General features: G+C 73.6%; 28 protein-coding genes. 19 read left to right on the forward strand and 9 right to left on the reverse strand.

The window, feature by feature from the left end:
• The first annotated feature begins 12 nt into the window (after window positions 1-12).
• From O7542_RS09800 to O7542_RS09815, 4 genes are all read left to right on the forward strand, one after another.
• A complete protein-coding gene (locus O7542_RS09800; RefSeq protein WP_043330115.1) occupies window positions 13-1,002 on the forward strand; it encodes an ABC transporter permease in 990 nt (329 codons plus the stop codon).
• 16 nt (window positions 1,003-1,018) lie between these two features.
• Entirely contained in the window at window positions 1,019-2,083 is a 1,065-nt protein-coding gene (locus O7542_RS09805; RefSeq protein ID WP_281606074.1) for an ABC transporter ATP-binding protein, read from the forward strand.
• A complete protein-coding gene (locus O7542_RS09810) occupies window positions 2,080-3,150 on the forward strand; it encodes a dipeptide ABC transporter ATP-binding protein (RefSeq protein ID WP_281606075.1) in 1,071 nt (356 codons plus the stop codon). The genes O7542_RS09805 and O7542_RS09810 overlap by 4 nt, the downstream gene beginning before the upstream one ends.
• Before the next feature lie 266 nt (window positions 3,151-3,416).
• Window positions 3,417-3,647 (forward strand): hypothetical protein, encoded by a 231-nt coding sequence (locus O7542_RS09815; RefSeq protein ID WP_247677080.1) that lies wholly within the window; start codon window positions 3,417-3,419, stop codon window positions 3,645-3,647.
• Here O7542_RS09815 and O7542_RS09820 read toward each other — a convergent pair.
• Window positions 3,585-4,292, reverse strand: a complete 708-nt coding sequence (locus O7542_RS09820) for a phenylalanine--tRNA ligase beta subunit-related protein (RefSeq protein ID WP_281606076.1) — start codon at window positions 4,290-4,292, stop codon at window positions 3,585-3,587. The two genes, O7542_RS09815 and O7542_RS09820, sit on opposite strands and share 63 nt — an antisense overlap.
• A gap of 24 nt (window positions 4,293-4,316) precedes the next feature.
• Complete coding sequence (locus tag O7542_RS09825; protein ID WP_210869654.1) at window positions 4,317-4,925, reverse strand: LysE family translocator; 609 nt, start codon at window positions 4,923-4,925, stop codon at window positions 4,317-4,319.
• A gap of 28 nt (window positions 4,926-4,953) precedes the next feature.
• Here O7542_RS09825 and O7542_RS09830 point away from each other — a divergent pair, with 28 nt between their 5' ends.
• Window positions 4,954-6,429, forward strand: coding sequence for a PLP-dependent aminotransferase family protein (locus tag O7542_RS09830; protein WP_281606077.1), 1,476 nt, complete (start codon window positions 4,954-4,956; stop codon window positions 6,427-6,429).
• On the opposite strand, the gene O7542_RS09835 is transcribed toward O7542_RS09830, so the two are convergent.
• Entirely contained in the window at window positions 6,430-7,413 is a 984-nt protein-coding gene (locus O7542_RS09835) for a WYL domain-containing protein (RefSeq protein WP_166457399.1), read from the reverse strand.
• A gap of 45 nt (window positions 7,414-7,458) precedes the next feature.
• On the opposite strand from O7542_RS09835, the gene O7542_RS09840 reads away from it, so the two are divergent.
• A complete protein-coding gene (locus tag O7542_RS09840; RefSeq protein WP_166457400.1) occupies window positions 7,459-7,935 on the forward strand; it encodes a hypothetical protein in 477 nt (158 codons plus the stop codon).
• Entirely contained in the window at window positions 7,935-8,390 is a 456-nt protein-coding gene (locus O7542_RS09845; RefSeq protein WP_166457401.1) for a hypothetical protein, read from the forward strand. The genes O7542_RS09840 and O7542_RS09845 overlap by 1 nt, the downstream gene beginning before the upstream one ends.
• On the opposite strand, the gene O7542_RS09850 is transcribed toward O7542_RS09845, so the two are convergent.
• Window positions 8,365-9,045, reverse strand: a complete 681-nt coding sequence (locus O7542_RS09850; protein WP_043323920.1) for a TetR/AcrR family transcriptional regulator — start codon at window positions 9,043-9,045, stop codon at window positions 8,365-8,367. The two genes, O7542_RS09845 and O7542_RS09850, sit on opposite strands and share 26 nt — an antisense overlap.
• 116 nt (window positions 9,046-9,161) lie before the next feature.
• Between O7542_RS09850 and O7542_RS09855 the strand changes: the two genes are divergently transcribed.
• The 5 genes from O7542_RS09855 (at window position 9,162) to O7542_RS09875 (ending at window position 14,396) form a co-directional block, all read left to right on the forward strand.
• Window positions 9,162-10,652: an NAD(P)/FAD-dependent oxidoreductase gene (locus O7542_RS09855; RefSeq protein ID WP_166457402.1), complete on the forward strand. Its 1,491-nt coding sequence runs from the start codon at window positions 9,162-9,164 to the stop codon at window positions 10,650-10,652.
• Window positions 10,645-11,559 carry an SDR family NAD(P)-dependent oxidoreductase gene (locus O7542_RS09860; RefSeq protein ID WP_166457403.1) on the forward strand — a complete coding sequence of 305 codons (915 nt, stop codon included), beginning with the start codon at window positions 10,645-10,647 and terminating at the stop codon, window positions 11,557-11,559. Before O7542_RS09855 ends, O7542_RS09860 begins: the two co-directional genes overlap by 8 nt.
• Window positions 11,556-12,395 carry an alpha/beta fold hydrolase gene (locus O7542_RS09865; RefSeq protein WP_166457404.1) on the forward strand — a complete coding sequence of 280 codons (840 nt, stop codon included), beginning with the start codon at window positions 11,556-11,558 and terminating at the stop codon, window positions 12,393-12,395. The genes O7542_RS09860 and O7542_RS09865 overlap by 4 nt, the downstream gene beginning before the upstream one ends.
• Window positions 12,396-12,468: 73 nt before the next feature.
• Window positions 12,469-13,119: a GntR family transcriptional regulator gene (locus tag O7542_RS09870; RefSeq protein WP_166457405.1), complete on the forward strand. Its 651-nt coding sequence runs from the start codon at window positions 12,469-12,471 to the stop codon at window positions 13,117-13,119.
• Window positions 13,116-14,396, forward strand: a complete 1,281-nt coding sequence (locus O7542_RS09875) for an MFS transporter (protein WP_064445915.1) — start codon at window positions 13,116-13,118, stop codon at window positions 14,394-14,396. Before O7542_RS09870 ends, O7542_RS09875 begins: the two co-directional genes overlap by 4 nt.
• A gap of 38 nt (window positions 14,397-14,434) precedes the next feature.
• Here the strand turns inward: O7542_RS09875 and O7542_RS09880 are convergent, their stop codons facing one another.
• On the reverse strand, window positions 14,435-14,848 hold the full coding sequence (locus tag O7542_RS09880; protein ID WP_030504610.1) for a hypothetical protein: 414 nt from the start codon (window positions 14,846-14,848) through the stop codon (window positions 14,435-14,437).
• A gap of 139 nt (window positions 14,849-14,987) precedes the next feature.
• On the opposite strand from O7542_RS09880, the gene O7542_RS09885 reads away from it, so the two are divergent.
• The 5 genes from O7542_RS09885 (at window position 14,988) to O7542_RS09905 (ending at window position 18,959) form a co-directional block, all read left to right on the forward strand.
• A complete protein-coding gene (locus O7542_RS09885) occupies window positions 14,988-16,076 on the forward strand; it encodes an S-(hydroxymethyl)mycothiol dehydrogenase (RefSeq protein ID WP_043323928.1) in 1,089 nt (362 codons plus the stop codon).
• A complete protein-coding gene (locus tag O7542_RS09890) occupies window positions 16,073-16,702 on the forward strand; it encodes an MBL fold metallo-hydrolase (protein ID WP_166457406.1) in 630 nt (209 codons plus the stop codon). Before O7542_RS09885 ends, O7542_RS09890 begins: the two co-directional genes overlap by 4 nt.
• Before the next feature lie 165 nt (window positions 16,703-16,867).
• A complete protein-coding gene (locus O7542_RS09895; protein WP_255481625.1) occupies window positions 16,868-16,993 on the forward strand; it encodes a hypothetical protein in 126 nt (41 codons plus the stop codon).
• A 348-nt stretch (window positions 16,994-17,341) separates the two neighbouring features.
• On the forward strand, window positions 17,342-18,082 hold the full coding sequence (locus tag O7542_RS09900; RefSeq protein ID WP_281606078.1) for a hypothetical protein: 741 nt from the start codon (window positions 17,342-17,344) through the stop codon (window positions 18,080-18,082).
• 325 nt (window positions 18,083-18,407) lie between these two features.
• Entirely contained in the window at window positions 18,408-18,959 is a 552-nt protein-coding gene (locus O7542_RS09905; RefSeq protein ID WP_166457408.1) for a hypothetical protein, read from the forward strand.
• Between the two features lie 51 nt (window positions 18,960-19,010).
• Here the strand turns inward: O7542_RS09905 and O7542_RS09910 are convergent, their stop codons facing one another.
• Both O7542_RS09910 and O7542_RS09915 read right to left on the reverse strand, forming a co-directional pair.
• Window positions 19,011-19,928, reverse strand: coding sequence for an alpha/beta fold hydrolase (locus tag O7542_RS09910; protein ID WP_166457409.1), 918 nt, complete (start codon window positions 19,926-19,928; stop codon window positions 19,011-19,013).
• The gene (locus tag O7542_RS09915; protein WP_166457410.1) at window positions 19,925-20,266 is read right to left on the reverse strand and encodes a hypothetical protein; all 342 of its coding nucleotides are present in this window, start codon (window positions 20,264-20,266) and stop codon (window positions 19,925-19,927) included. The genes O7542_RS09910 and O7542_RS09915 overlap by 4 nt, the downstream gene beginning before the upstream one ends.
• Window positions 20,267-20,337: 71 nt before the next feature.
• Between O7542_RS09915 and O7542_RS09920 the strand changes: the two genes are divergently transcribed.
• Complete coding sequence (locus O7542_RS09920; protein WP_043323940.1) at window positions 20,338-20,895, forward strand: helix-turn-helix domain-containing protein; 558 nt, start codon at window positions 20,338-20,340, stop codon at window positions 20,893-20,895.
• On the opposite strand, the gene O7542_RS09925 is transcribed toward O7542_RS09920, so the two are convergent.
• Together O7542_RS09925 and O7542_RS09930 are read right to left on the reverse strand one after the other, a co-directional pair.
• Window positions 20,868-22,295 carry an MFS transporter gene (locus O7542_RS09925; RefSeq protein WP_281606079.1) on the reverse strand — a complete coding sequence of 476 codons (1,428 nt, stop codon included), beginning with the start codon at window positions 22,293-22,295 and terminating at the stop codon, window positions 20,868-20,870. The genes O7542_RS09920 and O7542_RS09925 overlap by 28 nt on opposite strands.
• A gap of 7 nt (window positions 22,296-22,302) precedes the next feature.
• Complete coding sequence (locus O7542_RS09930; RefSeq protein WP_043323944.1) at window positions 22,303-22,539, reverse strand: hypothetical protein; 237 nt, start codon at window positions 22,537-22,539, stop codon at window positions 22,303-22,305.
• Between the two features lie 137 nt (window positions 22,540-22,676).
• Here O7542_RS09930 and O7542_RS09935 point away from each other — a divergent pair, with 137 nt between their 5' ends.
• On the forward strand, window positions 22,677-23,822 hold the full coding sequence (locus O7542_RS09935) for a geranylgeranyl reductase family protein (protein ID WP_113974184.1): 1,146 nt from the start codon (window positions 22,677-22,679) through the stop codon (window positions 23,820-23,822).
• The last annotated feature ends 5 nt before the right edge of the window (window positions 23,823-23,827 follow it).

Genomic DNA, 23,827 nt, shown 5'->3' on the forward strand with positions numbered 1-23,827 from the left:
GAGGTGCTCCCGTTGCTCCGATTCGTCGTCCGGCGGCTGCTCGTCGCCGCCCTGACCCTGGTCGTCATCAGCCTCGTCACATTCGGTCTCTTCTTCGCGGTGCCGAGCAGCCCGGCGAAGGTGATGTGCGGCAAGAACTGCACGGCCGAGGACATCGCCCAGGTCGAGCGCCGCCTCGGCATCGACCAGCCGCTGCCCCGGCAGTACGCGGACTTCGTCGGCGGCGTCTTCGCCGGCCGTACCTACGGCGAGGGGGACTTCCGGCAGGACTGCCCGGCGCCCTGCCTGGGTTACTCGTTCCGCAACAACCAGCCGGTCACCGAGATCGTCGCGCAGCGCGCCCCGGTGACGTTCAGCATCGTCCTCGGCGGCGCCGTGCTCTGGCTCGGCCTCGGCATCTCCCTGGGCATGGTGTCGGCGCTGCGCCGGGGTACGGCGTTCGACCGCGCCGCCATCGGCGTCACACTGGCCGGCGCGTCCATGCAGGTCTACTTCTTCGGTCTGATCCTGCTCTACCTGCTCGTCTACTCCACCGGGCTGCTGCCGTTCCCCAGCTACACGCCGCTGACCGAGAGCCCGGCCCGGTGGGCGGCCGGGCTGCTGCTGCCCTGGATGACGCTGGGTTTCCTCAACTCGGCGCTGTACGCCCGGCTGTCCCGGGCCCAGATGCTGGAGACCCTGTCGGAGGACTTCATCCGTACCGCCCGGGCGAAAGGGCTGCCCGCGCGGCAGGTGCACACCCGGCACGCGCTGCGCGCGGCGATCACGCCGATCGTCACTATCGCCGGGCTGGACATCGGCACCAGCCTCGGCGGCACGTTCATCACCGAGACCATCTTCGGCCTCCAGGGCCTCGGTAAGGCGACAGTGGAGGCGGTGCAGTTCCTCAACCTGCCGGTGGTGATGGCGACGGTGCTGCTGGCGGCCGTGTTCATCGTGGTCGCCAACATCGTCGTCGACGTGCTGTACGCGGTGATCGACCCACGGGTCCGGCTGGGCTGAGGAGGAGGAGACGGACATGGTGGAGCTTCCGGCGCCGCGACGCGGCGAGGACCCGTACCTGCGGGTCACGGATCTGCGGGTGCGGTTCGACACCGAGGACGGTGTGGTGCGGGCCGTGGACGGGGTGTCGTTCGCTGTCGAGCGGGGTCGCACGCTGGGGATCGTGGGGGAGTCCGGTTCCGGTAAGAGCGTGACGTCGCTGGCGATTCTGGGTTTGCACAACGTGAAGCGGACGACCGTTTCGGGGGAGATCTCGGTCGGTGGTCGTCAGTTGGTGGGTCTGGGTGAGGAGGAGATTCGTCGGTTGCGGGGCCGGGACATGGCGATGATCTTTCAGGATCCGTTGTCGGCGTTGCATCCGTACTACTCGGTGGGGCGGCAGATCGCGGAGGCGTACCGGGTGCATCATCCGAGGGCCGGGCGGCGGGAGGCCCGGACGCGGGCGGTGGACATGCTGGGCCGGGTGGGGATTCCGCAGCCGGGGAAGCGGTTCGATCAGTTTCCGCACGAGTTCTCGGGTGGGATGCGGCAGCGGGCGATGATCGCGATGGCGCTGGTGAATGATCCGGAGCTGTTGATCGCGGATGAGCCGACGACGGCGTTGGATGTGACGGTGCAGGCGCAGATCCTGGACCTGCTGGCGGATCTGCAGGCGGAGTTCCGGTCGGCGATCATTCTGATCACGCATGACCTGGGTGTGGTGTCTCAGGTGGCTGATGACGTGTTGGTGATGTACGCGGGTCGGGCGGTGGAGCACGGGAGTGTGGAGCGGGTGTTGCGGGCGCCGCAGCATCCGTACACGTGGGGGTTGTTGTCGAGTGTGCCGTCGTTGCACGGTGACGCGGACGCGGACCTGGTGCCGATCCCGGGTAACCCGCCCAGCTTGATCAATCTGCCGTCGGGGTGTGCGTTTCATCCGCGGTGCCGGTGGGCCGGTGTGAACGGTGACCGGTCCCGCAGCGAGATCCCGGAGCTGGGCCCTGCTGGTGCGCCGGGTCATCTGGTGGCGTGTCATCTGCCGGTCGCCGCGCGGGAGCGGATCTACCGGGACGAGGTCGCGCAGGTGGGGGTGGCCCGATGAACGGTGTGACGAACGGGCAGGCGGCGGTTGCGGGCGACGCCAGCCGGCTCGCGGGCGAGCCGCTGCTGTCGGTGCGGGGACTGACCAAGCACTTCCCGGTGCGGCAGGGGCTGCGCGCCACGGGTGCGGTGCGGGCGGTGGACGGGCTGGACTTCGACGTGCGGCCGGGTGAGACGCTCGGCCTGGTGGGGGAGTCGGGGTGTGGGAAGACCACGACCGGGCGGATGCTCGTGCGGCTGCTGGAACCCACCTCGGGCAGCATCATGTTCGCGGGGCGGGACATCACCCACGGCGGGCGGCGTGAGCTGCGCGCGCTGCGGCAGGACCTGCAGATCATCTTCCAGGACCCGTACGCCTCACTGAACCCCCGCCACACCGTCGGGCGGATCGTGGCCATGCCGTTGCAGGTCAACCGGATCACCCCACCCGGCGGCATCAAACGCCGGGTCCAGGAGTTGCTGGAACTCGTCGGGCTGAACCCGGAGCACTACAACAGGTACCCGCACGAGTTCTCCGGCGGGCAGCGCCAGCGCATCGGCATCGCCCGCGCCCTCGCGCTGAAACCCAAGCTCATCGTCGCCGACGAACCCGTCTCGGCGCTGGACGTGTCGATCCAGGCGCAGGTCATCAACCTGCTGCGCGACCTGCAACGCGACCTGGACCTGGCGTTCGTGTTCATCGCCCACGACCTCGCCGTCATCCGTCACTTCTGCCACCGCGTCGCTGTCATGTATCTCGGCAAGATCGTCGAGATCGGCGATCGCGACGACATCTACACCCGGCCCCAGCATCCCTACACCAGGGCCCTGCTGTCGGCGATTCCGGACGTCTCCACGCTCGGGCCCGCCGGACGGATCCGCCTCACCGGCGACGTCCCGACCCCGTTGAACCCGCCATCGGGCTGCCGCTTCCGTACCCGCTGCTGGAAAGCCACCGACCACTGCGCCACCGAAGAACCGGCGCTGACCACCCGGGACGGCGGCGGGCAGCTCACCGCCTGCCACTACCCGGAGAGCGGACCGGTCGGCGTGCCGACCGGCGAACCCGGCAGCAACGAACGCACCTGACCCACGACGGGGTCGGGGACGACCCTGCCCGGAGCAGGGACCAAGCCTGACTGCCCTGAGCCGGGCACGGTCGCCCCCGGCCGCCGATGCCGGAGTCCGCGCCGGTGACGATCGCGACCCCGGTCGTAGTGCCCGTATCGCTGGGGCATGACCGAGCACTACCCGCGCGCCGCGACCTCAACCGGGCGGACGACCTCGACTCGGCCGCCGGTTTCGTCGGAGGCGGTGGCTAGGGTACGGACGTGATAGCCGATGAGTCCGATGCCGTGACCGTTCGCTTCCTGCGCATGATGAGCGCCGAGCTGCACGCCGAGCGGGCGGGCGACGACTCGCTCGGCCGCACTGTCGAGCTGGCCCGGCAGTGGTGGGGCACCGCCGACGACCGGCTCGCCGACGCCCTGCGCGAGCTGCACAGCGAGCCGTCCGAGCCGGCGTCAGGCGGTCCGGACGGGCACGGCGAACTCCGGGGCCTGCGAGGTGAGCAACGCCGTCCGTGACGGCACGCGCCACTGCTCGGCCAGCGCCGCCGCCAGTTCGTCCAGCATCCGGCGTACGGTCGGCGCCGCCCCGGCGTGCATCGCCTCGATGACCACGAGGACCTCGACGGTGTCGGCCCGTACCGCCGAGGCGCCGCTCTGCCGGTGGCACCAGCGCCGGGCGTGCGCGTGTCCGCCCTCGTCGGCGAAGATCACCTCGCCGGGCGCGGGCTGCTCGGACTCCCCACCGAGGCCGAGATAGGACTCGGTGCCGTCGGCCGGGCGCACGGTCAGGTCGCCGTCGATCCCGGCCAGGTCGAGCACGGCGACCGGGACCGCGTACCCGACGGAGAGCGCGTTGCCGAGGTCCACCAGCGGGTGCAGCCGGGGCAGGTCGCCGTCGCGGCGCAGCCGGCGCAGCAGTGACTCGGCCGCGCAGCGGTAGCGCGTCGGCGGGCAGCCCATCCGGGTGAACGCGCGCCGCCACGCCTGGATCTCCGGGAAGCCGCCCTCGGGTGCGGCGGCGAGCCGGTCGCGGGCTACGTCGAGGTGACCGGCGAGGCGCGGCGTGACGTCGGCGTCGGGCGTGATCCCGGTGGCGTGCAGGACGCCGCAGGTCAGCTCGGGGAAGGACGACCAGATCTCGGGGGAGTGCCGGAAACGCACTGGTGAACTCCTTGTCGGCGAGTGCTAGGCGGCGAACGCGAGGCCGAGGCCCAGGGCGAGGAAGCTGCCGGCCACGGCGTGCCGCAGCAGCGCCCTCAGCCGGGGCCGGGCCAGCACGCGGCGGCGCAACGCGCCGGCGAGCACCGCGTACCCGGCGAACACCAGCAGCGTGACCAGCATGAACACCAGGCCGCAGGCGAGCATGCGGACGGGGGCGGCGGGCGTGCCCGGGGGTACGAACTGCGGCAGGAACGCCACGAAGAACACCGTCACCTTCGGGTTCAGCAGGTTCAGCAACACCCCGTCGCGGAACACCGCCGACGCCGGGCGCGGCGGCCGGTCCGCGTCGACGGTGAACGCGCTCCGGTCGCGCCACGCCGACCAGGCCATCCAGAGCAGGTACGCCACGCCCAGCCAGGTCACCACGCGGAACGCCGGGGTGCCGGCGCGCAGCAGCGCGGCCAGGCCGGTCACCGCGGCGATCACGTGCGGAACGAGGCTGAGCGTGGCACCGGCCGCGGCGGCCAGCCCGGCGCGGCGTCCGGCGGTCACGGCGGTGGCGAGCGTGTGCGTCACCCCGGTGCCCGGAGTGACGGCGACGACGAGTGCGGTCAGCAGGAAGGCGATGGTCACCCGTCCAGCCTCTGGCCATAATGGTCCGGTGGACAGGGCCAAAGCCGTCGTTTCCGAGAGGTCCAAATCGGTCGGCGCGGACTTCCTCCAGCTCGATGTGGGCGAGGCCCCGCCCGGCGGCCGCGCGGACTGGCTGGCCGCCCGGCTGCGCTCGGCGATCGCCGACGGCCGCGCGCCAGTAGGCACCCGCCTGCCACCCAGCCGGGTGCTCGCCGCCGAGCTGGGCGTCTCACGCGGCGTGGTGACCGAGGCGTACCAGCGGCTGGGCGAGGACGGCCAGGTCGCCGGGCGCGGCCGGGCCGGCACCGTCGTGGTGGCCACCCCGGCCGCCGTGCGCGCCCGGCCACCCGAGCCGAGGAGAGCACCGGAGGTGTTCACCGGACGGCCCGGCCTCGACGTCTTCGAGGCGCTGCGCGCCGCCCCCGCGCGGGTGGACCTGACGCCCGGCGTACCCGATCTGGCGGCATTTCCCCGCGCGGCCTGGCTGCGGGCCGAGCGGGCCGTGCTGCACCGGGCCACGCCCGCCGCGCTCGGCTACGGCGACCCGACCGGCACGCCCGCGCTGCGGCGGGCCGTCGCGAACTGGCTGGCCCGCAACCGGGGCATCCGCGCCGACCCGGCCGAGGTGGTGGTAGTGGCCGGGGTGTCCCAGGCGCTCGGCCTGCTCGCGCGGGTGCTGCACGAGCGGGGTACGCGCACCGTCGCGGTGGAGGACCCCGGCTCGCTCGGCGTGCGGCAGCACCTCACGTACGCCGGGATGGCGACGCCGCCGGTGCCGGTGGACGACCGGGGCCTGCGCGTCGACGAGCTGGAGCGGTCCGGCGCGCCGGCCGTGCTGCTCACCCCGGCGCACCAGTTCCCGACCGGGGTGGTGCTCGACGGTGAGCGGCGTCGCCGGCTGCTGAGGTGGGCGCGCGACGGCGGCCTGGTGCTGGAGGACGACTACGACGCCGAGCACCGCTACGACCGCCCGCCCGTGCCGGCGCTGCGCGGCATGGCCCCCGACCGGGTCTGCTACACCGGCAGCATCTCCAAGCTGCTCGCCCCGGCCCTGCGGATCGGGTGGACGCTGGTGCCGCCGTCGCTGCGCGCCGACGTGGTGGACGCGAAGCGGACGGCGGATCTGGGCAACGCGGCGCTGCCGCAGCTCGTGCTGGCCGAGCTGATGGAGTCGGGCGCGCTGGAGCGGCACCTGCGGCTGCTGCGCCACCGGCACGTACGCCGCCGCGACGCGATGATCCGGGCGGTCCGCGCGTACCTGCCGGGGGCGGTGGTGCACGGCGCCGCGGCCGGGCTGCACCTGACGGTCACGCTGCCCGGCGACGTGGACGACCTGGCGCTCGCGGCGGAGGCGCTGCGCCGGGGCGTCAAGGTCCATCCGCTGTCCTGGCACGGCCAGCGTCCGCAGCCGCCGGGCCTGGTCCTCGGGTACGCGGCGACCCCGCCGTCGGAGATCGACCGAGCCCTGTCCACAGTCGCCGATGCCCTCCACGCCCTTCCTTGATCAACGAGGGAGAGGTGGGGGGTAGAGGGCGGCCAGGGCGGTGGCGGTTTCGGCCAGGCGGGCGCGCAGCTCTTCCGGGGACAGGACCTCCACGTCGGCGCCGAGCCGCAGCAGGTCGCCGTGGGCGTGGGTGAGCGACTCGATCGGGATGACCGCGCGCACCCAGCCGCTGTCGTCGGGCGGGCCGGCGCTCGCCTCGGCGGCGGCGACCACCACGTCGCTGCCGATCTCGCGCAGCCGGGCGAACCCGCGCGGCGACAGCCGGATGTGCGCCTCGTCGCGGTGCAGCCCGGCCCGGAACGCCACCACGTGGGCGCGCCACCAGGCCGGCAGGTCGAACTCGGGCCGCTCGAACGTCTCGTCCAGCGGGGCCAGGTCGAGGATCTGGTTGACCCGGTAGGTGGCCGGTCCGGCGCGGTCCGGGCGGGCGGCCACGAGATACCAGCGCCCGCCCTTGAGCACCAGCCCGTACGGTTCGAGCACCCGGATCGTCTCGCCGCGCCAGCCCCGGTAGCGCACCCGGATCCGGTGCTCCCGCCACACCGCCTCGGCCGCCTCGGCGAGGTACGGCGACGGGTCGCCGTCGGAGTACCAGCCCGGCGTGTCCAGGTGGAACCGCTGTTCCAGCCGGGCAGCCCGGTCGGCCAGCGGCGCTGGTAGCGCGGCCCGCAGCTTGAGCTGCACGGCGGTGACGACCGACTGGTAGCCCAGCTTGGCGGCCGGTCCGGGCAGCCCGGCGAAGAGCAGCCGGTCGGCCTCCTCTGCGGTCAGCCCGGTCAGCCGGGTCCGCCAGCCCTCCACGAGCCGGTAGCCGCCGTCGTGTCCGGCCTCGCCGTACAGCGGGATACCGGCGGTGTGCAGCGCCTCGACGTCCCGGTAGATGGTGCGTACCGACACCTCGAGGCGGGTGGCCAGGTCGGCGGCGGTGAGCCGGCCGTGCGCCTGCAGGAGCAGCAGGATGGACAGGAGTCGACTGGCCCGCATTCTGCTGACACTAGCTGTCAGGGGACCGCCCCTACCGTCCCGATCATGGCTTTCCACGACAAGGAGCTGACGGTGCCGGGGACGATCGAGGTCGCCGGCCGGCACGTCAAGCGCTACCACATCGACCAGCCGGACCGTCGCCTCGAACCACGTGTGGTCGAGGCCGCGTACGCGTACCTTCCCAAGCTGCTGCCCGGTCCCGACGGCGGCACCCCGCCGGCGAGCTGGGTGGTGCTGCACCGGGGCGCGGACAGCGGCGCGTACCTGCTGGCGTACACCTGGTTCTTCGACAACGTGGTCGAGTGCCGCATCGCGATCGCCGGGCAGCCTGCGCTCGACTGCCCGGACGACGATCCGGCGCGCTTCGTGGACCTGGAGCGTCCCGGGGTGGGCTGCGTCTGGGAGCTGGGCGTGCTGGAGCACGAACGCGCCGCCTGGATCCGGCACGTGCTCGTGCCGGACGAGCCGGACCTGGCCGGCTACCTGGCCGACGCCCGGCCCGAGGGGCCGGTGGGATTCTGATGGGCGACTTCGACTTCCTCGTCGGCACCTGGGACGTGACCAACCGGCGTCTGCGGCAGCGCCACGTCGGCAGCGACGACTGGGACGAGTTCGCCGGTTTCAGCGAGGCCCGCTCGTTCTTCGACGGCGCGGGCAGCTTCGACGAGATGCGCTGCCCCAGCCGGGGCTTCTCCGGCTCCAGCGTGCGCGTCCTGAACCCGGCGACCGGGCTGTGGTCGATCTACTGGATGCACAGCGCGCGGGGCGTGCTGGAGCAGCCGCCGGTGGTGGGCCGGTTCACCGACGGCGTCGGTGAGTTCCACGCCGACGACACCGACGAGGGCCGCCCGGTGCGCTGCCGGTTCCTCTGGTCGGCGATCACCCCGGTCTCCTGCCGCTGGGAGCAGGCGTTCTCCACCGACGGCGGGCACGCCTGGGAGACCAACTGGATCATGGAGTTCCGGCGGACGGCATGACCGGCGGGGTGGTGGTCCGGTAGATCGCGGTCAGCCAGACGTCGAGCAGCACGTCGACCACGTCCCGCTCGGCCACCGCCGGGCCGTCCCCGGCGAACGTGGCGTACCAGACCCGTTCGTTCATCGAGTTCAGCGCGATCGAGAGGTCCCGGGCGGGCAGCCCGTCCGGGGCCGCGCCGCGTGCGCGTTCGGTCTCGATCGCGGCCTGCACCGCGCGGACCCAGCGTTCCAGCACCTCGGCCCAGAGCCGCCGCACCTCGGCGTTGGTGCCGCGTACCTGGGCGCAGGCCAGCACCACGTCCCGGTGCCCGCCGAACGTGGCGTGGAACCGGGCGATCAGCTCCCGCCAGTGGGCGCGCGGGTCCTCGGCGAGCCGGTCGAACACGCCGCCGGCCGCCGCGTCGGCCTCCTCGGTGACCCGGTCCAGCAGCGTGAGCAGCACCGCGTCCTTGGACGGGAAGTAGAAGTAGAACGTGGGACGGGAGATGCCCGCGCCGCGCGCCAGGTCGTCGATGGAGATGTCGCCGAACGCGCGCTGCCGCAGCAGCCGCTCGGCGGTTGCCAGGATCGCGGTCTCCCGCTCGTCGCCGGTGGAGCGGCCGGTCCGCCGCCCGCGGCTGGGCGCGGCGCCGGCCGGCGTACGGGCGGTGGTCATGTCGGCTGATGCTACACCCGCTCAACACCCTGTCGATTAAGCTCGACACGGTGTTGACTGCGCTCGACGGCGATGGATAGTGTCCGGTCCACCGCCGGTGCGAACGGGAGAAACCGATGGCCGCAGACCACGTCGACGTCCTCATCGTCGGGGCCGGCCTGTCCGGCATCGGCGCCGCCGTCCACCTCGGACGCGAGTGCCCCGGCAAGACCTACGCGGTGCTGGAGGCCCGGGGCGCCATCGGCGGCACCTGGGACCTGTTCCGCTACCCGGGCATCCGCTCCGACTCCGACATGTACACCCTCGGCTACTCGTTCAAGCCGTGGACCGACCCGAAGGCCATCGCCGACGGCGACTCCATCCGGGCGTACGTGCGCCAGACCGCCCGCGAGTACGACGTCGAGCGGCACATCCGCTTCCACCACCGGGCCGTGCGCGCGGAATGGGACAGCGCCACCGCCCGCTGGACGGTCCACGCCCGCCGCGACGACACCGGCGAGGACGTCACCATCACCTGCGGGTTCCTGTTCACCAACTCCGGCTACTACCGCTACGACTCCGGCTACACGCCGCGTTTCCCCGGCGTCGAGCGGTACGCCGGCACGCTCGTGCACCCGCAGCACTGGCCCGACGACCTGGACTACACCGGCAAGCGGGTCGTGGTGATCGGCAGCGGCGCCACAGCCGTCACCCTCGTGCCGGCGATGGCCGAGCGGGCCGCCCACGTCACCATGCTTCAGCGCTCACCCACGTACGTGATCGCGCTGCCCTCGCGCGACCCGTTCGCCGACGCCGCGCGGCGCTGGCTGCCCCCGAAGGCCGCGTACACGGTGGCGCGGTGGAAGAACGTCGCGCTCGGAGTGGCCAACTTCCAGCTCAGCCGGCGTGCCCCCGGCGTGGTGAAGCGGTTCCTGCGCCGGGCCGCGAAGGGCCGGCTGCCCGCCGGGTACGACGTCGAGCGGCACTTCTCGCCCCGGTACGACCCGTGGGACCAGCGCCTGTGCGTGGTGCCGGACGGCGACCTGTTCACCGTGCTGCGCGAGGGACGCGCGTCGGTGGTCACCGACACCATCGACACGTTCACCGAGCACGGGCTCCGGCTCGCCTCCGGCGAGGAGCTGCCCGCCGACATCGTGGTCACCGCCACCGGCCTGAACCTGCTCGCGCTCGGCGGCATGACCCTGGCGGTCGACGGTGCCGACGTCGACCTCGCCTCGACGGTGGCGTACAAGGGCATGATGCTGTCCGGCGTGCCGAACTTCGCCATGACGATCGGCTACACGAACGCCTCGTGGACGCTCAAGGCCGACCTCGTCGCCACCTACGTCTGCCGGCTGCTGCGCCACCTCGACGAGACCGGCCAGCAGATCGTCACGCCGCTCGCCCCGGACACCGACGACCTGGCGCCGATCATCGACCTGCAGTCCGGCTACGTGCTGCGCGCCGTCGACCAGCTGCCCAAGCAGGGGCCGCGCGCGCCGTGGCGGCTGCACCAGAACTACCCCCGCGACGTACGCCTGATGCGGCACGGCCCGCTCACCGACGGCGTACGCTTCGCCCGCGCCGGTGTGCCCGCCGCCGCCACCTCGGGAGGAACCGATGCGTGACCTCGTCTTTCCCGGCGGCACCGCGGTGCTCACCGGCGCGGCGAGCGGCATCGGCGCGGCGCTGGCCCACGGCCTGGCCCGGCGCGGCGCCGACCTGGTCCTGCTCGACCGCGACGCCGACGGCCTGACCTCGGTCGCCGCCGCGATCTCGGCGGCGCACCCGGACCTGCGGGTCGAGACGCACGTGGTCGACCTCGCCGACGCCGAGGCCACCGAACGGGTCGCCGCCGAGATCCACCGCGCGCATCCCCGCATCCGGCTGCTGATCAACAACGCCGGGGTGGCGCTGGGCGGGCGTTTCGACCAGGTCACAGTGGAGGAGTTCCTCTGGGTCGTCGAGATCAACTTCCGGGCGGTGGTGCGCCTGACCCACGCGCTGCTGCCCGCGCTCAAGGCCGAACCCGGCGCGCACCTGGTCAACGTCTCCAGCCTGTTCGGCATCATCGCGCCCGCCGGGCAGGCCGCGTACGCGGCGAGCAAGTTCGCCGTCCGCGGCTTCACCGAGGCGCTGCGGCACGAACTCGTCGACGACGGCGTCGGCGTCACGTCGGTGCACCCGGGCGGCATCCGTACCCGGATCGCCAGCAGCGCCCGGGTCGGCAGCGGCGTTGACCGGGCCGAGTACGAGACCGGGCTCAGGCAGTTCGAGAAGCTGCTCACCATCGACCCGGCGAAGGCCGCCGAGGCGATCCTGCGCGGCGCGAAGCGGCGTCGCGGCCGGGTGCTGATCGGCTGGTCGGCGAAGCTGCCCGACCTGCTGGCCCGGGTCGCCCCCGCCGGGTACGGCCGGGTGCTCGCCCTGGGCATGCGCCCGTCCCGCCCGGCGGCGGCCGTCGCAGGGGCGCCGGCGCCGCGGGCCGAGACGCCCGCCGAGGAGGCCGCGCGGGAACCCGGACGCACGGCGTGACAGCGGCCCTCCCGCCGGCCGACGAGCGCACCGTCGACGGCCGGCGCGTGCGCTGCCGGATCAGCGGCGACGGGCCGCCCGTGGTGCTGCTGCACGGCATCGGCCGTACCCTCGACGACTTCACCGCCCTGCACGCCGCGCTGGCCCGCGACCACCTGGTGCTCGCGGTGGACCTGCCCGGGCACGGCGGCTCCGCGCCGCTGGACGGGCCGCACACGCTGCCCGCCCTGGCCGGCGCGGTCGCCCGGTTCCTCGACGTGGCCGGGGTGACCGGCCCGGCGCACCTGGTCGGCAACTCCCTCGGCGGGGCGGTGGCGATGCGCCTCGCGGTCGACGCGCCGCAGCGGGCGGCCAGCCTGGCGCTGCTCAACAGCGCCGGCTTCGGCCGGGAGGTGACGGTGGCGCTGCGGCTGCTCGCGATCCGCCCGCTGGCGCCGCTGCTGCTGCGCCCGCATCCGGGGATCGCCCGCCGCAGCGAGCGGGCCATCTTCTTCGACCCGGCGTACGTCACCGAGGAGCGGATCGCCACCGCTCTGGCGCTGGCCCGCCGGCCGCACGCCGCCCGGGTGATGCTGGAGCTGGTACGCGACCTGGGCACCTGGCGCGGGGTGAAGCCGCGGTGGCGCGCCGAACTGCTCGACGCGGTGGCCGCGCTCGACCTGCCCACGCTGCTCGTCTGGGGCGACCGTGACCTGATCCTGCCCGCCACGCACCTGGCGTACGCCGGCAGCCGGCTGCCGCACGCGCGCCGCCATCTGTTCCGCGACACCGGGCACATGCCGCAGATCGAGCGGACCGCCGAGGTGGAGGCGCTGCTGCGGGAGTTGTGGGCCTGACCCGCGGTGGCCTGCGCCACTGCCCGGACCCGCGCCGGATCGGCGCGACCAGCCGCGGAGCAAGCTTAGATACATGACGCATCCCAGCCGGACCGCGCCGTCCGCCGCCGAGCGGGCGTACCGGCACCTCAAGCAGGCCATCCTGGAACAGGTCTACCCGGGCGGCCAGCTCGTGAGCGAGGGCGAGATCGCCGACGCGACCGGCGTGTCCCGCACCCCGGTCCGGGAGGCGCTGCTGCGGCTGGAGACCGAGGGTCTGGTCAAGCTCTACCCGAAGCGCGGCGCGCTGATCCGGCCGGTGTCGGCCCGGGAGATCGCCGACGTCATCGAGGCCCGCCGGCTGGTCGAGCTGCACGCCGCCGAGCGGGTCTGGGACCGCCGCGCCGAGTTGCGCGCCGACCTGGCCCGCCGGCTGGGGGAGATGCGACGCGCGCACGCCGCCGGTGACATCAGCGCGCTGATGGGCGCCGACCGCTCGTTCCACGCCGCCGTGGTCGAGGCCGCCGGCAACGAGATCCTGGCCGAGCTGTACCACCGCCTGCGCGACCGGCAGCTGCGCATGGGCGAGGCGAGCTTCCGGCTCTCACCCGGCTGGGCCGAGGTCGCCCTGGCCGAGCACGCCGGCCAGCTCGCCGCGCTCGACGGCGACGACCCGCAGGTGTGGCGCGACGCGGTCGCCGGGCACATCGACACCGCCGCGCGGATGCTCGGGACGCTGCGGTGAGCGTGTCCCGCCGGCCCGCGGCCCTGGTGTACGCGGTGGCGCTGACCGCGTACCTGACCGCCGTGTTCCACCGCAGCTCACTCGGCGTCACCGGGGTCGACGCGGCGGATCGGTTCCACATCAACGCCTCCGCGCTCGCCACGTTCTCCGTCGCCCAGCTCGCCGTCTACGCCGCCATGCAGGTCCCGGTCGGGGTGCTGCTCGACCGCTACGGCTCGCGCCGGCTGCTGCTGGCCGGCGGCGCGCTGATGGTGGCCGGGCAGATCGTCTTCGCGGTCGCCACCGACGTGCCGGCCGCCGTCGCCGCGCGGGTGCTCGTCGGCCTCGGTGACGCCATGACCTTCATCAGCGTGCTGCGCATCGTCGCGTTCTGGTTCCCCGGCCGCCGCAACCCGCTGCTGGTGCAGCTCACCGGCACCGTCGGCCAGCTCGGCGCGGTGCTCGGCGCCGTACCCCTGGTGCTGCTGCTGCACCGCGCGGGCTGGACCCCGGCGTTCCTGACCGCCGCGGCGCTCGGCGCGACGGTGGTGCTGATGATCCTCGTCGCGGTACGCGACACCCCGCACGCCGAGCACGCCACCGCGCTCGCGCCCGACCTGGCGACCGTGCGCCGCCAGCTCGCCGAGGCGTGGGCCGAGCCGGGCACCCGGCTGGGCCTGTGGACGCACTTCGTCACGCAGTTCTCCGGCTCGGTGTTCGCGCTGCTGTGGGGGTACCCGTTCCTGGTGCAGGGCCAGGGCTTCTCGCCCACGGCGGCGGCCGGGCTGCTCACCCTGATGACGATGGTGACGCTCGTGTGCGGGCCGGTGCTCGCGCATCTGTGCGCCCGCTTCCCGTTCCACCGCTCGGTGTTGGTCTTCGCCATCACCGCCGGCACCGCCGGCATGTGGGCGGTGGTGCTGGCGTGGCCGGGTCGGGCGCCGCACGCGCTGCTGGTGGCGCTCGTGGTGGTGCTCGCGGTCAACGGTCCCGGTTCGATGATCGGGTTCGACTACGCCCGCTCGTTCAACCCGGTGCACCGCATCGGCAGCGCCACCGGCATCGTCAACGTCGGCGGTTTCGCCGCCTCGATCGTGCTGATCCTGGCCGTCGGCCTGGTGCTCGACCTGGCCACCCCGGCCGGGCACGACGCGCCGCCGCTGTCCGCGTTCCGCTGGGCGTTCGCCGTGCAGTTCCTGCTCTGGGCGCTCGGCGCGGCGCAGGTGCTGCGCTACCGCAACGCCGCCCGCCGGATCGCCGCCGACCGGGCCGCCGCGACGGCCGCGGCCCCCGTCTGAGTACGCGGCCGGCCCGGAGCGGCTTCGGCGCGGGCGGCTCAGCGCCGGTGCCGCACCAGCGAGTCGAGCATCAGCGTCAGCCCGGCGCCGACCAGCCACACGTCCTTGGCCAGCCCGATGCCCTCCTGGCTCGGCCGCAGGCTGCTGCCCTCCCGCATGCCGGGCGTCTTCAGGTAGAGCTGCACCAGCCCCGCGCCGAACGCGGTGAGCGCGGCCCCGGCCAGCAACGACGGCACGAACGGGGCGAGCAGCGCCGCGCCGAGCGCCGTCTCGCCCCGGGACAGCAGCACGGCGAACCGGTCCGGCGGGATCTGCCTCAGCTGCGGCATCGCGCCGGCCGCCATGCCGTGCATGCCCGCGGCGGCCTCACCCTCCAGGCCCCGCTTGCCCAGCCCGGAGTTCAAGATGTACGCGCCGATGGCGACCCGCAGCGGCGCATGCGACAGCCTCATGATCACTCCCGTCCCACCTGGTAGAACCGGCACACCGGGTACCCGGTCATGACCAGGACAATCCGGCGGGCTTCATTGGTTCGCGGGTCATGATCAGCGGTAGGTTCGGGGTGCAGAAGCACGCAACAAGGGAGGCACTGTGAGCCAGGAAGTCCGGGGAGTCGTGTCGCGGCGCAAGGGCGCGCCCGTGGAGGTCACCACCATCGTGGTGCCCGACCCGGGACCGGGCGAGGCGGTGGTCCGCATCCAGTCGTGCGGCGTCTGCCACACCGACCTGCACTACCGCGAGGGCGGCATCAACGACGACTACCCGTTCCTGCTGGGCCACGAGGCCGCCGGCATCGTCGAGCAGGTCGGCGACGGCGTCACCGACGTGGCACCCGGCGACTTCGTGGTGCTCAACTGGCGCGCGGTCTGCGGGCAGTGCCGGGCCTGCCGCCGCGGCCGCCCGTGGTACTGCTTCGCCACCCACAACGCGACGCAGAAGATGACGCTCACCGACGGCACCGAGCTGACGCCCGCGCTCGGCATCGGCGCGTTCGCCGAGAAGACGCTCGTGCACGCCGGGCAGTGCACCAAGGTCGACCCGTCAGCGCGGCCGGCGGCCGTCGGCCTGCTCGGCTGCGGCGTGATGGCCGGCCTCGGCGCGGCCATGAACACCGGCAACGTGACCCGGGGCGACTCGGTCGCGGTGATCGGCTGCGGCGGCGTCGGCGACGCGGCGGTGGCCGGCGCGGCCCTGGCCGGCGCGACCACGATCATCGCGGTGGACACCGACTCCCGCAAGCTCGACTGGGCGCGCAAGTTCGGCGCCACCCACACCGTCAACGCCTCCGAGGACGACGCGGTGGAAGCCATCCGCGCCGCCACCGGCGGCTTCGGCGCCGACGTGGTGATCGACGCGGTCGGCCGCCCGGAGACCTGGAAGCAGGCGTTCTACGCCCGTGACCTGGCCGGCACGGTCGTGCTGGTCGGCGTGCCGACGCCGGAGATGACTGTCGACCTGCCGCTGCTGGACGTGTTCGGTCGCGGCGGCGCGCTCAAGTCCAGCTGGTACGGCGACTGCCTGCCCAGCCGCGACTTCCCGATGCTGACCGAGCTGTACCGGCAGGGCCGGCTGGACCTGGACGCGTTCGTCACCGAGGAGATCGCCCTCGACCAGGTCGAGGAGGCGTTCAGCCGGATGCACCACGGCGACGTGCTGCGCTCGGTGGTGGTCTTCCCGTGACCGCCCGCGTCGACCACGCCGTCACGTCCGGCACGTTCTCCCTGGACGGCCAGACGTTCGACGTCGACAACAACGTCTGGGTGATCGGTGACGACGCCGAGTGCGTCGTCCTCGACGCGCCGCACGACGTCGCGGCCATCCGCCAGGTGATCGGCGACCGGCGGGTGGTGGCGATCGTGGCCACGCACGCCCATGACGACCACGTGCGGGTCGCGCCCGAGCTGGCCCGGGCCACCGGCGCGCCGGTGCTGCTGCACCCGGCCGACCGGGTGCTGTGGGACATGGTGCACCCGGACACCGCCCCGGACGGTGAGCTGACCGACGGGCAGACCATCACCGTCGGCGGGACCACGCTGCGGGTGCTGCACACCCCCGGCCACAGCCCCGGCGCGTGCAGCCTGTACGCGCCCGACCTGGGCGCGGTCTTCACCGGCGACACCCTGTTCGCCGGGGGACCGGGCGCCACTGGCCGGTCGTACAGCGACTTCGGCACCATCGTCGAGTCGATCCGTACCCGTCTGCTCACGCTGCCGCCGGAGACGGTGGTGCACACCGGGCACGGCGACGACACTACGATCGGGGCCGAGGCGCCGCACCTGGACGAGTGGATCGCCCGGGGCCACTGAGGACCACACACCCGCGCGGGTCCGGCCGGAGCAGTCCGGTCCGGGCCCGCGTGCGGCGTCTTCCGGCCCGTCCGCGCCCGGGTGGCGCCGGGTGTCCGTCCGCTTCGGACGGGTCCGGAAAACCGTGTGGCCGGGCGACGTTCCGCCCCGGTGACACTCGCGTCCGTGCCCGTCGCCACCCTCACCGACGCCCAGTCCGCCACGCTGCTGGACCGCCCGGCGGCGCTCGCCGTCATCGTCGGGCGCCTCGCCGCCTGCCGGTACGAGGAGGTCGTCGCCGCGAGCGGCTGACGCTCAACTTCCACCCGGACCGGGTGCTGCGCGGCGGCCGTACCGTGGTCCGGGCCCTCGATGCGGTGACGCTGCAGCACCTCAAGCAGCTCCGGCACGCGCTGGTCCGGCGCGGCGTCTCGCCCTGATCGTCCCATTCCTCGCCCTTCACCCAGGATGCGGACCGGGTGCCCGGAATCGCGGGTGACCTGGACCGCAGCCTCGGCGCTGCCCGGCATTTCCGGAATGACCGACACTGCGGTCTCGTTGTGTCCCCCATACCGTCGGAACCCAAACACCTACCCGGCGGTAGTCCCCCGAGGGGCGCTCATCCCGGAGCGCGTCGTAACGATCGAAAGGGCAACCATCGTGAAGCAGCACTTCACTCGATGGCTCCCCGCCATCGCGAAGACCGCCGTGGCGAAGACCGCCGTCGCGAAGACCGTCGCCGTCGCCAAGAACCGCCGCGCCCTGCTGAGCGTGGCGGGCGTGGCCGTCCTGGGCGGGCTGGCCGTCGGCCCCACCGCCGTGGCCGCGCCCGTGACCAGTGGCCCGCACGCCGGCGCCAAGGCCGCCATCGACCTGGCCACCGGCAAGCAGACCTCGACCGAGGCGGTCAAGCCCGGCCAGACCACCGGCCTGGACAAGCTGCCGACCAGGGCGGACCGGCCGGCCAAGGAGAAGCTCGTGCCGCACGGCGTCGAGGGCGCGCAGTCGCGCATCCCGCTCGACGACGCGCAGCTCGCCAACGCCAAGGCCATCGTCGAGGCGGCCAAGGAGACCGGCGTGGGGGAGCGGGGCGCCGTGATCGGCGTGGCCACCTCGCTGCAGGAGTCGAAGCTGTACAACCTGGGTCACCTCGGCGCGTACAACGACCACGACTCCGAGGGCCTGTTCCAGCAGCGCCCGTCGTCCGGTTGGGGCACGTCCGAGCAGATCACCGACCCGGAGTACTCCAGCAAGGCGTTCTTCAACGCGCTGAAGAACGTCGGCGGCTGGCACGAGCTGCCGCTGACCACCGCCGCGCAGACGGTCCAGGTGTCCGCCTACCCGTACGCGTACGCGCAGTGGGAGGAGCAGGCGGCGGACATCGTCCAGCAGGTCTGGTGACCCACCCGTAGCGAACGGCCGGCCCTCCGGGGTCGGCCGTTCTCGCCGATCTTGGAATTGTGGTGCCTCGCATACCTCAGATACCGGACATCCTGGGCGCCACAACTCCAAGATCGGCGGGGCGGGGTGGGCGGGTGGGGGGCGTTGTAAGCCGGTGCGCGACGGGAGTGGCGCCGGGGAGCGCCCCCGGGGAACAAGCCCGGGGCGTCGGTCGTTGCAGATGCACCCGGCACGCCCCGCGCTGCCGGATCCCCCCGAGAACTTCGAGCGCCTGACGGTGCCCACGCATCCCCCCGGATGCGTCGACCCCCGAACGGAGCCCACCATGAACACGATCCTGCGCAAGAGCATCCTCGGTATCGCCGGTCTCGCCTTCACCGGTGGCGTGTTCGCCGGTCCGGTCGCCGCCCACGCGGCGGAGACCGCCAAGCCGGCCGCGGCAGCGGTTCAGGGCGTGAGCCCGCAGGGCGAGCAGTCGCACGTGGACCTGAACGACGAGCAGATCGCCAACGCCAAGGCCATCATCGCGGCCACCAAGAAGGCGGGCCTGCCCGAGCGGGCCGCTGTCGTCGCGATCGCCACCGCGCTGCAGGAGTCGAAGCTGGAGAACCTGGGTCACCTGGGTGACCGCAACGACCACGACTCGCTGGGCCTGTTCCAGCAGCGGCCGTCCAGCGGCTGGGGTACGCCGGAGCAGATCACCGACCCCGAGTACTCGACGCTGGCGTTCCTCAAGGGCCTCAAGCAGGTCGACGGCTGGCAGGACATGCCGCTGACCGAGGCCGCGCAGACCGTGCAGGTCAGCGCCTACCCCGACGCGTACGCGCAGTGGGAGAAGCAGGCCGCCGAGATCGTCGCCGAGCACTGGAACAAGTAAGAACCACCGAAAGGCCGGTACCCGGATCGGGTGCCGGCCTTTCGCGTGCTCTCAGCCGCCGTGCGCGGCGAGCCACGACAGCACCGGCTCGACCACCTCGGGGGCCAGCGGCTGCTTCGCCTCGTCCCGGTACGCCCGCAGCGACGGCGGACCGGGCTGGCGCCGCAGCACGTGGGTGACGTCCGGCAGCACACCGGTCCGCACCGGCCCGCCCGCGTGCGCGGCGATGACCGGCAGGTCCGCCGGGTCGGTCTGGAGGTCCTTGTCGCCGGTGAGCGCGAGGATCGGGGCGTCGACGCGGCCCAGGTCCGGCCGGGGGTCGTAGCGCAGGAACTCCCGGAACCAGCGGGCGTTGAGCCGCTGCCCGCCGACCCACGCCACGTCCTTGTCGGTGGCGAGGATCTTCTCGTGGTTGCGGGCCACCTTCGCCACCAGGTCGGTGCGGGTGAGCCGGAGCACCAGGCGTACCGGCGCGGGCAGCGTGGGCAGCAGTCGTCCGGCCTGCCAGCGCAGCACCTCGGCGCCGCTGCGCCCGGGCGCGGACAGCAGGACCAGGCCGGCCACCGGTACGCCGCGCGCGGCGAGCGCGACAGCGGTGAGCGCGCCCTCGCTGTGCCCGACCAGGAACATCCGTCCGGCGTCCACGGCCGGGTCGTCGCGCAGCGCCGCGAACACGGCGGCCGCGTCGTCGACGTTGTCGAAGAAGCCGGTACGCAGGAACTCGCCGGTGCTCTCGCCGACGCCCCGCCGGTCGTACCGGGCGACCGCGATCCCGGCCCCGGCGAGCGCTGCGGCCAGGTGCCGCTGGATGCCCAGGGGCAGGCGGCGGTGGTCGCCGTCGCGGTTGATCGGCCCGGAGCCGGGCAGCAGCAGCGCCACCGGGTGCCCTCCGGCGCCGTCGGGCAGCGTGAGCGTGCCGGACAGCCGCTGCTCGCCCGAGTCGACGACGAGCGGACGGTCGATCGTCACGGCAGCACCGCCGCGGCCAGGGTGGAGGCGTCGTCGGCGCCGATGAGCAGGGAGTCGTACGCCTGGCCGGTGAGGGTGATGCGGACGGCCGGCTGGCCGCCGCGGACGCTGACGAACTCCTTGCCGGCCCTGCCGCGCCAGGTGCCGACGTTGCGCGTGCGGGGCACGCCGAGGCCGGGCGCCCGGATGCCGCGGGTGGCGCGCGCCCCGTCGGGCACGACGACGGCGCCCGCGACGGCGGAGCGGGGGAACGACAGGTCGCCGCGCAGGGCCCAGATCTTCTCGGCGGTGGTGAGCCGGACGTCGATGCGGTCGGGGGTGATGTCGATGGTGGCCATCGGCGCGCTCCTCGGTTCTGTTATCGTCGGTGAGAACATTACCGGAGGCGATAACAAAAAGGGGAGCGACTGTGGCACTCGACACCGTGGAGCTGCTGATGCACCCGGTCCGGCTGCGCATCGTCCAGGCGTTCCTGGGGGGCCGCACGCTGACCACCGCCGACCTGCGCAGCGAGCTGAGCGACGTGCCGCCGGCCACGCTCTACCGGCAGGTCGCCACGCTCGCCGAGAACGGCGTGCTGCACACGGTCGGGGAGCGGCGGGCCCGCGGCGCGGTCGAGCGCAGCTACCGGCTCCACGAGGCCGCCGCGTCGGTGGACCCGGACGAGGCCCGGGCCATGAGCCCGCAACGGCACCGCCAGGCGTTCCTCACCTTCGTCGCGGGCCTGCTCGCCGACTTCGACGGCTACCTCGACCGCGGCGACCCCGACCTGGCCCGCGACGTGGCCGGCTACCGGCAGAACGCGTTCCACGCCACCGACGCCGAGACCGCCGAGTTCGTCACCCGGTTCCGCGAGCTGTTCGCCGAGTACGCCGCGCTCGGCCCCGGGCCCGGCCGCACCCGGCGGCTGCTCACCACCGTGCTGCTGCCCGGCGCCGATCAGGGGCGGCCCGCCGAGCGCCGGTGACCGGCCACGATGTCCGCCACGGCGGCACCCAGCGCCAGCACGATGATCCCGGCGGCGAGCAGCAGTGAGTGGCGGAACGCCGTACCCCAGTCGCCGTGGTCGTCGGCGATCGTGGAGAAGAACAGCGCGCCCACCGCGGCGATGCCGGCGGCCGAGCCGATGCGCTGCCCGGTCTGCAGCATGCCCGCGCCGCTGCCGGCCATCGGCACCGGCACCTCGGACAGCGTGAGCGTCTGGTTCGGCGCGATCACCAGGCCGCTGCCCAGCCCCGCGACGAGCAGCGGCAGCGCGGTCCGCAGCGGCACGTTGTCGTGCGGCCCGCCCGCCAGCACCAGGTCGGTCGCGATCAGCCCGGCCACCACCGCCAGCAGCCCGATCGCGACGAGCGGACGGCCGTACCGGGTGACCACCCGGCCGCCGAGCGCGGAGGCGAGCGCCGAACCGAGCGCGAACGGCGTGATCGCCAGACCGGCCACGAGCGCGCTGTAGCCGAGCCCCATCTGCAGGTAGAGCGTGAAGATGAAGAAGATCGCGGTGAACCCGGCGAAGTAGATCAGGCCGATCAGCGCGCCGAGCGTGTACGAGCGCACCGTGAACAGCCGCAGGTCGAACAGCGGCTGGGCGCGCCGGGCGTACCGGTGCTCCCAGAGCGCGAACCCGGCGAGCAGCAGCAGGCCGACCGGGATCAGCAACCACTTGCCCGGGCCCCGCCACTGCTCCCGCTGCACCAGCGGCAGCAGGATCACCGTCACCCCGGCGCCGAGCAGCAGCACGCCGAGTGGATCGAGGCGGCCCCGCCCGGCCGGGTTCGTCGCCCGGGTCGGCATCAGCCGCCAGCCGAGCAGCATCGCCACGATCCCGACCGGGATGTTCACGAAGAACACCCACCGCCAGCCGTGCTCCGCGCCGCCCAGCTGGATGAGCAGGCCGCCGAGCAGCGGCCCCACGGCGGTGGAGATACCGATCGTCGCGCCCAGCAGGCCGAACGCGCGACCCCGGTCGGCGCCCCGGAACAGCTCCTGGATCATGCCGCTGACCTGAGGGTTCACCACACCGGCGGCGGCGCCCTGGACGAGCCGGGCCACCACCAGCCACTCCGGCGAGCGGGCCAGCCCGGCCAGCGCGCTGGTCAGCGTGAACAGGCCCACCCCGACCACGAACGCGGTACGCCGCCCGCGCGCGTCGCCGAACCGCCCGGCCGGCACCAGCACCAGGCCGAACGTCAGCGCGTACCCGGACAGCACCCACTGCAGGTCGCTCGGTGTGGCGTGCAGCGCCCGGTCGATCGACGGCACCGCGACGTTGACGATGCTGACGTCCAGCAGCGTCATGAACGCCGCGATCAGGCCGACGCTCAGCGCGCGCCAGCGACGCCGATCGTCGTACCCGGTGTCCGGCACGATCCGATCACGCCACCTGGCGCGCGCACCACCGCGGCCCGAAGTCCAGGCCGGACATCGGGGAGTCCTCGCGGTGCAGCAGCCCTCGCTCGGTGAGCGAGTGCAGCGGCTCGCGCAGTTCCTCCTCGGTCATCCCGGTCTCCTGGGCGATCAGGTCCGGGTAGGGGACGTGTCCCTGCACCTCCAGCGCGGACACCGCCTGGTACACCCGTTCCTCGACCGCAGACAGCTGGACCTGAGGCATCGCTTCCCTCCTCGGCGTGGACCGTCCGACCCGCGGACGGCCGGCGACCGGCGGTTACCCGGACGGGCCGCGATGATGCTCACCCGTTCGACTGTCGTGCCGGGCGGGGCGGCACGGCAGTGCCCTAGGCTGCACCAGTGATCATCTGGGATCTCGTCGTGGTCGGCGGTGGGCCCGCCGGACTCTCCGCCGCGCATGCCGCGGCCCGCTCCGGCGTCCGCACGCTCGTGGTCGAGCGGGCCACCCACCCCCGGTACAAGACCTGCGGCGGCGGCCTGATCGGCACCTCGCTGGCCGAGGTCGCCGACCGCCTCGAGGTGCCCGCCCACGACCGGGTCGACCGGATCACGTTCACCCGCGACGGGCGGCGCGCGTTCACCCGCCGGCACCCGTCGCCGCTGGTCACGATGATCCGCCGGGAGGAGTTCGACGACCGGCTGCGCGCCGCCGCCGTCGCCGCCGGGGCTCAGGTCCGCGAGGGCGTCGCGGTCCGCGCGGTCGAGCAGGACCCCGACGAGGTACGCCTGCGTCTGGCCGACGGCGAGGTGGTGCGCGCCCGTGCCGTCATCGGCGCGGACGGCTCCTCCGGCGTCACGGCACGCCACGTCGGTGTCCGTTTCCGCCAGGTCGACCTCGGCCTGGAACTGGAACTGCCGGTGGACGGTGCCGAACGGGAACGCTGGCGCGGCCGGGTGCTGCTCGACTGGGGGCCGCTGCCCGGCTCCTACGCGTGGGTGTTCCCCAAGGGCGACCGGCTCACCGTGGGCGTCATCTCGGCCCGGGGCGACGGCGACCGTACCCGCGCCTACCTGCGCGACTTCACCGACCGGCTCGGACTGTCCGGGGTGACGCCGGAGCACGACTCCGGTCACCTCACCCGCTGCCGCGCCGACGACTCGCCGCTGCGCCACGGGCGGGTGCTGGTCGCAGGCGACGCGGCCGGGCTGCTGGAGCCGTGGAGCCGGGAGGGGATCAGCTACGCGCTGCGCTCCGGCCGGCTGGCCGGGGAGGCGGTGGCCGCCGGTGACCTCGGCGCGTACGCCCGGGAGGTCGGCCGGCGGCTGACGCCGGAGATGCGCGCCGGGCACCGGCTGCTGGAGACGTTCGAGCGGCGGCCCGACGTGTTCCACGCGATGCTCGCCAGCCCGCCCGGCTGGCGGATGTTCGTCCGGTTCTGCCAGGGCCGGGCGAGCTTCGCCGAGATGCTCGACCGGCGGCCGGTACGCGCCGGGCTCGCGGTGCTCGACCGTCTGCCCGCGAGGGCGCGGGCCGTGGCCGGTTAACCTGG

It is taken from the genome of Micromonospora sp. WMMC264 (assembly GCF_027497275.1).
GTDB classification, from domain to species: Bacteria; Actinomycetota; Actinomycetes; order Mycobacteriales; family Micromonosporaceae; genus Micromonospora; species Micromonospora chalcea.